At 53.2% G+C, this 13,231-nt stretch carries 14 protein-coding genes; 6 read left to right on the top strand and 8 right to left on the bottom strand.

What is annotated here, in order from left to right; genetic code table 11:
• Positions 1–198 precede the first annotated feature (198 nt).
• A complete protein-coding gene (locus J1785_RS10665) occupies positions 199–1,128 on the bottom strand; it encodes a LysR family transcriptional regulator (RefSeq protein ID WP_217219391.1) in 930 nt (309 codons plus the stop codon).
• A 101-nt stretch (positions 1,129–1,229) separates the two neighbouring features.
• Between J1785_RS10665 and J1785_RS10670 the strand changes: the two genes are divergently transcribed.
• Together J1785_RS10670 and J1785_RS10675 are read left to right on the top strand one after the other, a co-directional pair.
• Positions 1,230–1,664 (top strand): DMT family transporter, encoded by a 435-nt coding sequence (locus tag J1785_RS10670; protein WP_217139064.1) that lies wholly within the window; start codon positions 1,230–1,232, stop codon positions 1,662–1,664.
• Positions 1,665–1,667: 3 nt separating this feature from the next.
• A complete protein-coding gene (locus tag J1785_RS10675) occupies positions 1,668–2,120 on the top strand; it encodes a DMT family transporter (protein ID WP_129952430.1) in 453 nt (150 codons plus the stop codon).
• A gap of 27 nt (positions 2,121–2,147) precedes the next feature.
• On the opposite strand, the gene J1785_RS10680 is transcribed toward J1785_RS10675, so the two are convergent.
• Both J1785_RS10680 and parS read right to left on the bottom strand, forming a co-directional pair.
• Positions 2,148–2,606, bottom strand: coding sequence for an RES family NAD+ phosphorylase (locus J1785_RS10680; protein WP_217219389.1), 459 nt, complete (start codon positions 2,604–2,606; stop codon positions 2,148–2,150).
• Complete coding sequence (gene parS / locus J1785_RS10685) at positions 2,603–3,064, bottom strand: type II RES/Xre toxin-antitoxin system antitoxin (protein WP_129952432.1); 462 nt, start codon at positions 3,062–3,064, stop codon at positions 2,603–2,605. The genes J1785_RS10680 and parS overlap by 4 nt, the downstream gene beginning before the upstream one ends.
• Before the next feature lie 350 nt (positions 3,065–3,414).
• Between parS and J1785_RS10690 the strand changes: the two genes are divergently transcribed.
• Complete coding sequence (locus J1785_RS10690; RefSeq protein ID WP_129952433.1) at positions 3,415–4,302, top strand: nucleoside-specific channel-forming protein Tsx; 888 nt, start codon at positions 3,415–3,417, stop codon at positions 4,300–4,302.
• Positions 4,303–4,487: 185 nt separating this feature from the next.
• Positions 4,488–6,083: an ABC-F family ATPase gene (locus J1785_RS10695; protein ID WP_129952434.1), complete on the top strand. Its 1,596-nt coding sequence runs from the start codon at positions 4,488–4,490 to the stop codon at positions 6,081–6,083.
• A gap of 269 nt (positions 6,084–6,352) precedes the next feature.
• On the opposite strand, the gene moeB is transcribed toward J1785_RS10695, so the two are convergent.
• Together moeB and moeA are read right to left on the bottom strand one after the other, a co-directional pair.
• Positions 6,353–7,114 carry a molybdopterin-synthase adenylyltransferase MoeB gene (gene moeB / locus J1785_RS10700; protein ID WP_217139067.1) on the bottom strand — a complete coding sequence of 254 codons (762 nt, stop codon included), beginning with the start codon at positions 7,112–7,114 and terminating at the stop codon, positions 6,353–6,355.
• A gap of 2 nt (positions 7,115–7,116) precedes the next feature.
• A complete protein-coding gene (moeA, locus tag J1785_RS10705; RefSeq protein ID WP_129952436.1) occupies positions 7,117–8,358 on the bottom strand; it encodes a molybdopterin molybdotransferase MoeA in 1,242 nt (413 codons plus the stop codon).
• 245 nt (positions 8,359–8,603) lie between these two features.
• Here moeA and J1785_RS10710 point away from each other — a divergent pair, with 245 nt between their 5' ends.
• Positions 8,604–8,837: a DeoR family transcriptional regulator gene (locus J1785_RS10710; protein WP_013574728.1), complete on the top strand. Its 234-nt coding sequence runs from the start codon at positions 8,604–8,606 to the stop codon at positions 8,835–8,837.
• A gap of 67 nt (positions 8,838–8,904) precedes the next feature.
• Here J1785_RS10710 and tsgA (J1785_RS10715) read toward each other — a convergent pair whose 3' ends face one another.
• Both tsgA (J1785_RS10715) and xapA read right to left on the bottom strand, forming a co-directional pair.
• Positions 8,905–10,101, bottom strand: coding sequence for an MFS transporter TsgA (gene tsgA / locus J1785_RS10715; protein ID WP_129952437.1), 1,197 nt, complete (start codon positions 10,099–10,101; stop codon positions 8,905–8,907).
• A gap of 9 nt (positions 10,102–10,110) precedes the next feature.
• Positions 10,111–10,944: a xanthosine phosphorylase gene (gene xapA, locus J1785_RS10720; RefSeq protein ID WP_129952438.1), complete on the bottom strand. Its 834-nt coding sequence runs from the start codon at positions 10,942–10,944 to the stop codon at positions 10,111–10,113.
• 158 nt (positions 10,945–11,102) lie between these two features.
• On the opposite strand from xapA, the gene J1785_RS10725 reads away from it, so the two are divergent.
• The gene (locus J1785_RS10725; protein ID WP_129991241.1) at positions 11,103–12,023 is read left to right on the top strand and encodes a LysR family transcriptional regulator; all 921 of its coding nucleotides are present in this window, start codon (positions 11,103–11,105) and stop codon (positions 12,021–12,023) included.
• A 34-nt stretch (positions 12,024–12,057) separates the two neighbouring features.
• Here the strand turns inward: J1785_RS10725 and tsgA (J1785_RS10730) are convergent, their stop codons facing one another.
• On the bottom strand, positions 12,058–13,230 hold the full coding sequence (tsgA, locus tag J1785_RS10730) for an MFS transporter TsgA (RefSeq protein WP_338020343.1): 1,173 nt from the start codon (positions 13,228–13,230) through the stop codon (positions 12,058–12,060).
• Position 13,231 lies beyond the last annotated feature (1 nt).

Raw genomic sequence — 13,231 nt, forward strand, 5'->3', positions numbered from 1 at the left:
GGCAAGATTTCCAGCCTGTCGCGGTGATACCTGAAACATAGCCAGCGAGCGGAGCGCGTGTTGAGAAAAGCGAGGGGAGTTCAGAGGGGAAAAGCTTTTCCCCTCTGGTCGGTTTCGGCGCGGCGGGTCAGGTGATCGCAGTACTTGAAAAACCGAAATATTCTCGATCTGTCTTTAAAAAAGCTTTAGTGCAACGCCTCACTCCCAGTACGCCGGACTGCCAAATTTCTCCACCAGAAAATCAATCACCGCGCGGACTTTGATCGAGGGGCGGCGGCTGTTCGGATACAGTGCTGATATTGTCTGCGGTTCCGGCGAGGTCGATACCTGATAACTTTCCAGCACGCTGACCAGCCGTCCGTCGCGCAGGGCATCGCCAATCAGCCAGGTGGGAAAGACCACCAGCCCCATGCCGTCGATAGCCGCCTGCGTCAGCGTTTCTGCGTTATTGCTGGTCAGTAATCCCCCCAGATGCAGCGAGTGCCATTCCTGATCCGGCTGACGGAAGTACCAGCGCTGCGAACCGGCAAATCCCTTGAACACCAGACAACTGTGAGCGGCCAAATCTTCCGGCGATCCGGGCGTTCCTGCACGGGCAAGATACGCAGGGCTGGCGGCAAGACGGAAAGTCTGATGGCCGAGCGTGCGTGCCTGCAGAGTGGAATCCGCCATCACGCCGATACGGATGAGCAAGTCAACGCTGTCCTGCAACGGATCGACAAAATCGTCGGTTTGCATCAGCTCAATATTCAGACGCGGATAACGGGTACTCAGCTCATGCAACCACGGCGCAAGATGTCGCTGACCGAACACTACCGGTGCATTGATGCGTACCAGTCCGCCGGGTTCACTGTCCTGTTCCTGCAAATCCAGAGCAGCCAGATCTAACTGCGCCAGCACCTGCCGCGCATGGCCGGCCAGCAGTTTGCCGGATTCAGTCGGGCTGACGGCGCGCGTATTGCGATACAGCAGTTGTGTTTGTAATGCCTGTTCCAGCTGGGAAATCACCCGCGATACGGTTGACGGCGACATCGCCTCACGCCGCGCCACTTCTGAGAAATTCCCCTGGTCGAGTACTGCGATATACAGGCGTAAAGACTGGATGTTGATCTGATTAAAACCGTTCATCTGTGCATTTTCCGCAAAACTATTTTCCTGATTGTGCTGTTTTTCGCATAGTTGTGCCACGTTATAGTTGCCGTTTCGAAAAAACTAAAAGCAGGACAATGATGAATCTGATGTTAATTCCGCTGGTCATCCTGGCGGGGATGGGGCTTTCACTGGAGGCCGGGCTGATAGGCCCGCTGGGTACAGAAGTGGGGCATTTATGGGCCACACTGAGTATTTTTGGCGTGGGTGCGGTGCTGACCGGGCTGCTGGTGCTGTTTTTCAGCCCGCGTAATGCGCCGTCGTTCAGTACGCAACCGGGCTGGAAGTTATTGGGTGGCGTGCTCGGGCCGGTCTATGTGGTAGTACTGACGCTCGCGACACCGGTTATTGGTATCGGCATGACCATGATCGCGATTTTGTCAGGGCAGGTGGCGAAAAGTGTGCTGATCGACCATTACGGCTGGTTTGGTACGCCACATAAGAAAGTCGGCGGTGAGCGCCTGCTGGCACTGCTGTTTATCGTTGCAGCACTTGTTTTGATTGCCTGGGACTGAACCATGACTGAACTGATTATGATCATTCTGGCCATTGTGGCGGGGGCCGCGCTGAGTATGCAGGCGGCAGTGAACGGACAGTTAGGCGAGAAGGTGGGGGTGCTGAAAAGTGCATTCCTGACGTTCAGCGTCGGAGCTGCTATTACCGCGGTACTGGTGCTGTTTTTGCAAACACCGCAACCGGAAACCTTGCTCACCGTGCCGAAGTGGCAACTCGCGGGCGCATTATTTGGCGTGCCTTACATTATTGTGATGGTGACTGCGGTACCCCGGGTCGGGACGGCGGCGGCAACGGTCGCGGTTATTCTCGGTCAGCTGTCGATGGGCATGCTTATTGATAATTTCGGCTGGCTGGATAACCCGCAGATCGCGCTGTCATGGCACCGGGTGGCGGCTATTCCCTGTCTTGTCATCGCGCTGGCACTGATTTATCGCAGCAACCGGAAAGCACAGTGATCTTCTGACCGGGAGCGGGCCCGTGCTTTACTGAAGGCGCGGGTCAAACATCATCGGTTCGCGTTCGACAGAACTCAGCAAATCCCCAAACGTCGGGTGCAGCGGATTAAGTAATACGTTGTATTCTGACGGCACAATCACTGACGGCACTTTCAGCCCGACATACTCACCTTCCTCCAGCCAGTCATCACCCTGACGTTGTGTGCTGTCAGGTGCTGATGCACTGCGCCAGTCGGCGGGCAGCTCTGAAACTTCAAGCGTATCAAGCAATTCCTCCGGTACCTCAATACTCAGTAAAGTATAGGCGCGCATCAGCATACTGTTTTGCACATGCACCAGAATTTCCAGAATCGCCAGCGAGATGCTGGTGGTGACATAGACTACCGGTCTGCCCGGCGGATTCCAGCGGCCGCCATAAAGTTGCGCACCGGCTCCCGACCAGGCTGTGGCCAGATGACGGGTCTGCACGATACGAAACAGCTTCAACTGAAAACACCGTGCTGGAGACGACCAATCAGGCGGCTGACTTCTACCGCGCCAGCTTCAGAAGACAGCAGTTCCAGCGGACGTGAACCATCGAGTGCCGGAGCAGGGCGGGTGAACCATTCGAGCGCCGAGACACGATCACCTTCGAACAAATCAGTGGCGGCATCCACGATGCGCACCAGCCGTGCCACCCGTTCACTCTCTTCACTTTTCAGCAAGCCGTTCCCGGCTTTACGCCGCGCATAGTTGCGTTCATTAATGCCCATGATTTCCAGTAACACCATTTTTGGCCATCCCAGCTCAGTATTAAGACGGCTGATACTATCAACCGGAAATCCTTTTTGTATGGCATTTATCAAACTGATTCCGCTGCTTGCGGGCAGGCCCGCAGATTGCCAAAGCGGCGTTGCAGAATCTTGCACAGAGCCGGAAGACAGCCCGGTAATTTTTGAATTCATGATGTATACCTCCATACCGTTATTTGTCGTAATTATAGCATGACAAATAACGGTATGGTCATTTTATCAACAGTGATTTTCTGCATCAGACCGTAGAAATAAAATTATGCTGAAACATTATTGTGATCGATATCACATTGGAGATGTATCGGAATGAAACAGAAATTGACAAACCTTGACCAAATCTATTTATTAGCTAAGAAAAGTCGACTCTTGTAGGAAGTAACTGGAAATTGCAGGTTTTTTGCACTATGTGCAGCAATCGGTTGCGGATCACAGTTTTAGGGTTTGTTTTATGCAACGCCTGAAGGTGGCAAGGCGTTGTTCCACCCCCCGCTTCTGGTAAAAATATGAAAAATACAATTATTGCAGCAGGCGCTTTGATGGCTTTGTCCTACAGCGCGACCGTGCTCGCTGATGATAGCAAGGGCGAATTTGTTTCTGACTGGTGGCACCAGAGTGTCAACGTTGTAGGTAGCGCCGATACCCGTTTCGGGCCTACGCTGCGTAACGATGTTTACCTTGAATATGAAGCGTTTGCACACAAAGACTGGTTTGATTTCTACGGCTATATCGATATTCCTAAAACCTTCGGCGCCGGTAACGGCAATGATACCGGTATCTGGGATAAAAACGGTTCTCCGCTGTTTATGGAAATTGAACCTCGTTTTTCTATCGATAAACTGACCGGTACTGATCTGAGTTTCGGTCCGTTCAAAGAATGGTACTTCGCCAACAACTATATCTACGATATGGGGCCGGACAGCGATAACCGTCAGAATACCTGGTACATGGGTCTGGGCACCGACATCGACACCGGTCTGCCGATGAGCCTGTCCCTGAACGTGTATGCGAAATATCAGTGGGAAAACTACGGCGCGGCGAATGAAAACAGCTGGGACGGTTACCGTTTCAAAGTGAAATACTTCGTTCCTCTGACGCAATTATGGGGCGGCAACCTGAGCTATATCGGGTTCACCAACTTTGACTGGGGTTCCTCACTGGGCGATGACGATTTCCGTGATCTGAACGGCAATAAAGCGCGTTCTAACAACTCTATCGCCTCCAGCCATATCCTGTCGCTGAACTACACACATTGGCATTACTCGTTCGTGGCGCGTTACTTCCATAACGGCGGCCAGTGGGCTGACGGCGCTGAGCTGAACTTCGGTAACGGTAACTTCGATGTGAAGTCCACCGGCTGGGGTTACTACGGTGTAATCGGCTACAACTTCTGATTTCAACCGTTGTTCTGGAAAACCCGGCTTAGGTCGGGTTTTTGCTTTTGTTGCTTTCTGAAAAGTCCCCTGTCAGGCATTTTTTTAGCTATTGAATGAAAAATGACCACAACTACAGGCGATCCTGACGCGCCGTTGTGGCATAATGCGCGCCAAATCACATTTCCCAATTAAGAGCGAGCGTTGTGCTAAGTACTTACAACATCACCATGCAATTCGGCAGCAAGCCGTTATTTGAAAACATTAACGTGAAATTTGGCGGCGGTAACCGTTATGGCCTGATTGGCGCGAACGGTTGTGGCAAGTCCACTTTCATGAAGATCCTCGGTGGCGACTTAGTGCCTTCTGGCGGTAATGTCGTGCTGGACCCGAACGAGCGTCTGGGTAAATTGCGCCAGGATCAGTTCGCCTTCGAACAGTTCAGCGTGCTGGACACCGTTATCATGGGCCACACTGAATTGTGGGAAGTGAAGGAAGAGCGCGACCGTATTTACGCAATGGCCGAAATGAGTGAAGAAGACGGCTACAAAGTGGCTGATCTGGAAGTCGCTTACGGTGAAATGGACGGCTACAGCGCAGAATCCCGTGCGGGTGAATTGTTGCTGGGGGTGGGCATTCCTGTCGAACAACATTATGGCCCGATGAGCGAAATCGCACCGGGCTTTAAACTGCGTGTTTTGCTGGCGCAGGCGCTGTTCTCCGACCCGGAAATCCTGCTGCTCGACGAACCGACGAACAACCTGGACATCGATACCATTCGCTGGCTGGAGCAGGTGCTGAACGAACGTAACAGCACCATGATCATCATTTCGCATGACCGTCACTTCCTGAACATGGTGTGTACGCACATGGCGGATCTGGATTACGGCGAACTGCGTGTTTATCCGGGCAACTACGATGAATACATGACGGCGGCAACGCAGGCCCGTGAACTTCTCAGTGCCAATAACGCCAAGAAGAAAGCGCAGATTGCAGAACTGCAATCGTTTGTCAGCCGCTTCAGCGCGAACGCCTCAAAATCTAAACAGGCGACTTCCCGTGCCCGTCAGATTGATAAAATTCAGCTTGATGAAATCAAAGCATCCAGCCGTCAGAACCCTTACATGCGTTTTGAACAGGACAAGAAATTGTTCCGTAATGCGCTGGAAGTGGAAAAAATCACCAAAGGTTTTGACAACGGTCCGCTGTTTAAAAATCTCGGCCTGATGCTGGAAGTGGGCGAAAAAGTCGCGATTCTGGGTGCCAACGGCATCGGTAAATCCACCCTGCTGAAAACGCTGGTCGGTGAGCATGAGCCGGAAAGTGGTTCAGTAAAATGGTCTGAAAATGCCAAGATCGGCTATTACGCGCAGGATCACGAATATGAATTCGACGAAACCCTGAACGTCTTCGACTGGATGAGCCAGTGGAAATCCGAGAAAGACGACGAGCAGGCCGTACGCGGTGTGTTAGGCCGTCTGCTGTTTGGTCAGGACGATATCAAGAAGAAAGTGAAAGTGCTTTCCGGTGGTGAAAAAGGTCGTATGTTATTCGGGAAACTGATGATGCAACGCCCTAACATTCTGATTATGGATGAACCAACCAACCACCTTGATATGGAATCCATCGAGTCGCTGAACATGGCACTGGAAATGTACGAAGGCACGCTAATCTTCGTTTCTCATGACCGTGAATTCGTCAGCTCTCTGGCAACCCGTATTCTGGAAATGACCCCGACGCGTGTGATCGACTTCTCCGGTAATTATGAAGATTACCTGCGTAGTCAGGGCATCAATAGTTAATTCGCTGCATCCTTCGCGTTGTCTCGGCGTTGGCTGCGTTACTCGGCCCATCCATGGGCCTCGTTCCTGAAGGAGCCGCTGCAAGCAGCGTTCCAATCTGCTCCCGGCAGATTGGTCACTCACCCCGGTCACTTACCGATGTAAGCTCCCGGGGATTCGTGCAGTTGCCGCCTTGATACAACGCGAATGATTTTGCGAATTGTTTTGGGTGTCATAAAAAATAGAAAACCGCCGATAAAGGCGGTTTTTTTGTGTCTGAATTTACTGATTCAAAAATCCCCACACACTTCGCAATGCGGGTCTTTCATCAGTTTCATTTCGCGGAACTGCAACGTCATGGCGTCATACATCAGCAGTTTGCCGCGCGGCGTTTCGCCGAATTTCGTCAGCAGTTTGATGGTTTCCATCGCCTGTAAACTGCCGATGGTGCCGACCAGAGGGGACATAACCCCGGCTTCCACGCAGGTCAGCGCATTTTCACCGAATAACCGGCTCAGGCATTGATAACAAGGTTCATGTGGCTGATAAGTAAATACGCTGAGCTGGCCTTCCATGCGGATGGCAGCGCCGGAAACCAGCGGTTTTTTCTGCGCGAAACATTCACCGTTCAGCTGATTCCGGGTGGTGACGTTGTCGGTGCAGTCGACCACCACGTCACAGGTAGCAATCACTTCACGCAGCCTGTCGTCGCTGGCCTGTGCATTAATCTGATGGATAACGATATGCGGATTGATTGCCGCCAGCGCTATAGCGGCAGATTCTACTTTCGATATACCGATCCGGGCATCAGTATGCAGCGTCTGGCGTTGCAGGTTTGACAGCGAGACGGTGTCATAATCCAGCAATGTTAACGTGCCGGTACCTGCGGCTGCCAGATACTGAGCGGCGGCGCAGCCTAAACCGCCCAGACCAACAATCAGTGCGTGGCTGGATTTCAGTTGTTCCTGACCGTCGAAATCAAACCCTTTCAGTACGATCTGGCGGTTATAACGCAGGGTTTCGGCGTCCGTCAGTTCCGGCAATTGAGACATGTTCAGCTCCGCAGCAGGGCGTTAAACGGTTCGATTTCAACGGATTCGCCCGCTGCTACGTTGCCGCGCCCACGTTCAAGCACGATAAAACAATTGGCCTGACTGAATGAACTGAATACATGCGACCCCTGATGGCCGGTGGTAAGTACTTCCAGTTGCCCCCCGGCGCTGGTGCTGAATATACCGCGCTGAAAATCGAGACGTCCGGGGGATTTTTTCAGTGGCGTCACCGCTATTGCCTTCAGCCGTGGCGGGAACTTCCAGGCCGTATGGCCGGATAACTGCGCAATAAAGGGCTGAACCAGTTGATAAAACGTCAGTGCGGCCGACACCGGATTCCCCGGCAAACCGCAGAACCAGCTGTTTTTCAGTTTGCCGAAAGCAAAAGGTTTGCCCGGTTTCATGGCAAGTTTCCAGAAACCGATTTCACCCAGTTCATCCAGAATTTGCCTGGTGTAATCGGCTTCACCGACCGACACGCCGCCGCTGGAAATCACCAGATCCGCAAAAGCATTGGCTTCTTCAAAAGCTTTACGCAGCGCCTGCGGATTGTCGCGAATAATACCTAAATCCAGCACGGTGCAGCCCAGTTGTTCCAGCATCAGGCGTACAGCGAAACGGTTGGTATCGTAAATCTGCCCCTCCTGCAAAGGCGTCCCCACCGGCTGCAGTTCATCGCCAGTCGAAAATACGGCGACTTTCAGCGGCTTCCAGACATTCACATCGGTGACGCCCAGAGAAGCCAGCAGTGGCAATTCTGCCGCACCCAGCCGGACACCGGCAGGCAGCACGCTGTCGCCCCGTTTTATGTCATCACCGGTCAGACGGATATTCTGGCCCCGGGTGATTTCAGCCGTGAAACGTACACCGGCATCCGAAACGTCGGTCTGCTCCTGCATGATCACGGCGTCAGCGCCCGCAGGCACCGGCGCACCTGTCATGATACGGATACAACTTCCGGCTGGCCATTCGCCATGAAAAGGCGCACCCGCAAAGGCTTTGCCCGCGACCGGGAAAACCGCACCATCCTGTAAATCTGCGCAGCGCACGGCATAGCCGTCCATGGCTGAGTTATCAAAAGGTGGGACGAAAACCGGCGAAAGCACCGGGGTGGCGGTAATGCGGCCAGCCGCGCCGGCGAGCGGGAGGGATTCGGCATCCTGAATTATTTTAGGCGATACACAGGCACGCATTTTATCCAGCGCTTCGTCGAGCGAGATCAGACCGGCAGTATTGAATTCCATGAAAAATCCTCAGTAATTCGTCCCGGTTGTGCAGATAATTTCACCAGAGCCGGGCAGGGAAATGAAGCATACGCACAGTATGACAGAGAAACGCAGCGAACCAAAAATCGCTAAGGGCGTAAAAATTCGACGGAGATTCCTGAATAATTGAGATCGATCCCAAAATTAACAATGTAACGCGGGTATGATAGTTACCGTTATTTGTGATTTAAGTCACACAACTGTCATATAAACAGGAATAACCGGTGCTTAAAAAAAATCGCCATCAGGCCATCCTTCAGTTGGTTGAACAACATGAAGTACTACAGGTAAGCGAACTGGCACAATCGCTGGATGTAAGTCTCGAAACGATCAGACGCGATCTGAGTGAAATGCAGGACAAAGGATTGATTTTACGTCGCCACGGACGCGCGCGTCGTCTGGCCGCTCAGCCTGAAACATCCTGGCTAAACAGTTTGCAACGTTGCCCGCAGCTATAAACGCAGCAACGAAGAGGGAAAAGGAAGGCTTTTAAGCCTTCCTTTTTTTATATGCACGATACCGCGTTCAGCGTGCAGGCTGTTGTTCCAGGGCTTCCGCTTTGCTGTTTACTGCGGCGAAAATCAGCGCCAGCAGCAGGAAAACGTAAGCCACAGTCGCGCTATTGAGCGCCCAGAACAGACCGTACCGGCTGTATACCAGCGACGAGAGTGTGGAAAAAATTAGCGTGCCAAGGGTGCCGAGGGTAAGCAAGGCAGAGGTCAGCGTCGGCGGAGAATTACTGACTTGCAAGCTGCCATAACTCATGATGCCCGAGAACAGCCCCGAATTGCAGAAACCGAACAAACCGGCACAAACAAGGATCAACATCGGGTCCGCGCTGTTAGCGGCAACCGCCAGGCACATCAGCCCGACAAACGCGGAAAGCAGCAGATAGGTGCGCAGCTTAACGAAGCGGACAGTGAACTGATTCACAAACAGGCCGATGGATTTCACCGTCCAGTACGTCGTGATATAAAATGCGGCCCGATCCGCCGCCATGCCGAAATGCGCTTTCAGCCAGCTCGGCAGCCACATGGTAAAAATCGGCTCGGCCAGCAGGAAGGCAAACAGTGCAAAACACAGCACCCAGACCGACATCCCCCAGCGCGTCACCTCAGTTTCAGTTGCCATCGTGGTTTGTGCGGCCTGCGGAATCGACGGGAAGGTCTGCCCGACGCACAGCACAATCATCGCCAGACTCAGCACCGCCATTACGCCATACATCGCCAGCCAGCTTGCGCCATGCTGGAACAGATAGCCCAGCAGCAGCGACAGCACCACACCCGCCAGAGCGAAAAAGAAATCGGTGAGGATTAAATTCGCCGAGCGTTTTTTCGGATCTTCATTAATACGTACCACCAGATAACTGCCGATGGACATCATGATCCCCGACGACGCGCCAATCAGGAACACGCCGATACCAAACATCGTGATGGTGGGCATCAGGAAAAGCGCAATGCAGGCCAGCACGGAAACGGCTGAACCGGTGATCAGCTGTTTGCCCGGATTGAATTTACGCATCAGCACGCCGCTGACCATGATCGGCAGGAACAGACCGATATTCATCAGCGTAAACATCTGGCCGATAAATCCCGGATCTTTGCCAAAGGCCTGCGAAACGGGGCCGATAACAATCCCGAGTGTGGAGACCAGCGCGCCGGTAAAGAAATAGCTTAGCCAGGAAATCATATTGATCCGCTGGCGGTTGAATGCCTGTTCCATAGCCGCTCCTTATTTTACGCTGGCTGAAAGATGGGCGAAAAAGGCGCGGATCAGTCGCGTGAAATCTCCGACGGCCAGCCTGGCGCAACGTAAGGTTTGTTCGTGGGAAAGCGGTGTATCAGAAAGCCCTTCGGCGAAATTGGTCATGGCGGAAATCGCCAGCACTTTCAGCCCGCAGTGACGGGCAGAAATCACTTCCGGCACGATGGACATGCCCACTACGTCGCACCCTAAAATTTGCATCATGCGGATTTCCGCCGGGGTTTCGAAATTCGGGCCGGTATAGGCCGCGAATACGCCTTCTGCGACCTCAATGTTCAGCCCTGCGGCAACGGTGTGAAGTTGTGCGCGGAGATCTTTGTCGTAGGCATTGGCGAGACTGAAAAAGCGCGGACCAAAACGCTCGTCATTCGGGCCTGTCAGCGGCGATTCGGGCATGAAACTGACATGGTCGGTCAGCGCAACTAACCGACCCGGCGCGACGCTTTTACGCATCGACCCGGCGGCGTTGGTGGCCAGCATAAATTCGCAGCCGAGCAGTTTAAAAGTGCGCACCGCACAGGTCATCACTGACATACCGTGCCCTTCGTACAGATGGCCGCGACCCTTCATGCACATCACCGGCACATTTTCCAGATAACCCAGTACCAGTTCACCGGCATGACCGGCGACACTGCTTTGCGGAAATCCCGGCAGTTCGTTGTAGGGAATGGTCACTGCGTCGCTCATGTCGTCGCACAACGTACCGAGGCCGGAGCCTAAAATCAGTGCGGCCTGCGGAATAAAATCAGGGGCGCGCTGGCGAATAATCGCGGCGCAGTCAAAAGCATGGTTATTGAGCATGATCACTTCTCTCATTTTTCACAGTAGGGGGAGGATGCGGGCAATGCTAGTGTGAGCAGCGTTTACGGTCTAATACCGTTCTTTATGCGGATTTATAGACAAAATCTATAAATGTAACTCATTAAATTTAAGAGAGAAATTATGTTGCGGAGTCCGGCATGACACGTCCGTTTACCGATTCGGTGTTTGATCTCGGCCAGATCAATCTCCGGTTATTGCACTATTTTCGCGTGGTGGCCGAAGAACTGAGTTTCAGTAAGGCGGCGGTACGGCTGAATATGTCGCAACCGCCGCTGAGCCTTCACATTAAAGAGCTGGAACATCTGCTGGGTACGCCGTTATTTCTGCGTACCACGCGATCTGTTTCGCTGACGCCGGCGGGCGCGGCGCTGATGCGTGAGGCCGGGCTGATGCTCGACGGTATCAACCGATCGTTACATCGGGTACGTAAAATCGGGCGCGGGGAGGTCGGGCATATTCAGCTGGGGACCGTCGGTACCGCAGTCTGGGGCCCGCTGATGCCTGCCCTTAACCGCTTTGGAAAAAATGCACCGGAAATAAGCTGGACGATGACCGAACTGACCCCGGTGCAGCAAATCGATGCCTTACAATTGCAGCGGATCGATATTGGCATCTGGCGTGAGGCTAAACTGACGCTGCCACAGGGGCTGAAAAGCCGGCTGATGGGACGGGAAAACGTCGCGCTGGCGATTTCAGAACACCACCGGCTGGCGACAAAAAACAGCGTGGTACTGAGTGAGCTGGCGCATGAGGATTTCATTGTGATGCCGATGAGTGCTTCAGGTCTTGGCAGTTATCTGTATTCGATGTGCCGGCAATACGGCTTCTTACCGCAGGTGAAACATCAGGTAAACGAACCGCAAACTGCGCTGGCACTGGTGGCCAACGGGAATGGCATTACACTTTTACCGGAAAGCTACGCGCGCATTCACTGGCCGGGCGTGCGTTTTTGTGCGCTCAGCGAACGGCTGCCTGCAGATTTGTATGCCATTTATCAGGCGGATTCGGTGACGCCAGCGGCAACACGTTTTCTGGATTCACTGGGCGAGGTGAATTGAGAAAGCAGGGCCGGAGCCCTGCTGCGGGGAGGGTTTAGTGCGCGGTGACTTCGTGGTTAATTTTCTCTGCCTTGCTCTTCAGGCTGGCAAGCACCACCATCAGCACCAGCAACGCGTAAGAAACGGTCGCAATATTCAGCGCCCAGAACAAGCCGTACTCGTTGTAGATGAAAGAAGAGAAGGACGCGAAAATCAGCGTGCCGACGGAGCTGGTGGTCAGCAGTGCGGATGTCAGCGTAGGTGGGGAGTTTTTCACCTGCAAGCTGCCGTAGCTCATCAGCCCGGAGAACAGACCGGAGTTACAGAAACCGAACAGACCCACAGCGAAGAGCACCAGTACCGGTGAATTGCTGGTGGTCAGCACCGCCAGGCTTGCCATACCGACAATCACGGAAACCAGCAGGAAAGTACGCAGTTTGACGAAACGCACGGTGAACTGATTCAGGAACAGGCCAATCGCTTTCACCATCCAGTAAGTGGTGATGTAAATCGCGGCACGGTCCGTTTCCATACTGAAATGCTCATGCAACCAGCTTGGCATCCACAGTGTGAAGACCAGTTCAGTAAAGACAAAAGCAAACAGTGCGATACACAGGAAGAAGACCGCAATGCCCCACGGCTCTTTCGCCACGTTGTGCGTCGATTCGTTTTTTACCGGTTGCGGTACGTGCGGGAATTTCTGACCTGCGCACAGCAAAATCATCAGCAGGCTGAGTGCACCCATGATGCCGTACATTGCCAGCCAGCTTGCGCCGTGTTTGAACAGGAAGCCCAGCACCAGTGACAACGTCATACCGGAAAGCGCGAAGAAGAAGTCGGTGAAGATTAAGTTTGCGGAACGTTTTTTCGGGTCGTCATTAATACGGACGACCAGATAGCTGCCGATAGACATCATCAGGCCCGCCGTGGCACCGATCAGGAACACGCCCACGCCAAACAGGGTAATCGACGGCACAATAAATAGCGCGATACAGACCAGTACCGAAATGAAAGAGCCGGTCATCAGTTGTTTGCCCAGATCAAACTTACGCATCAGGATGCCGCTGATCATAATTGGCAGGAACAGGCCGATGTTCATTAAAGAAAACATCTGACCGATAAAGCCCGGATCTTTGTTAAATGCAGTGGCCACCGGCCCGATAACAATGCCCAGAGTGGAAACCAGTCCACCGGTAAAGAAATAGCTGAGCCACGAGATCACATTAATC

The organism is Rahnella perminowiae, from assembly GCF_019049755.1.
Taxonomy (GTDB): Bacteria; Pseudomonadota; Gammaproteobacteria; order Enterobacterales; family Enterobacteriaceae; genus Rahnella; species Rahnella perminowiae.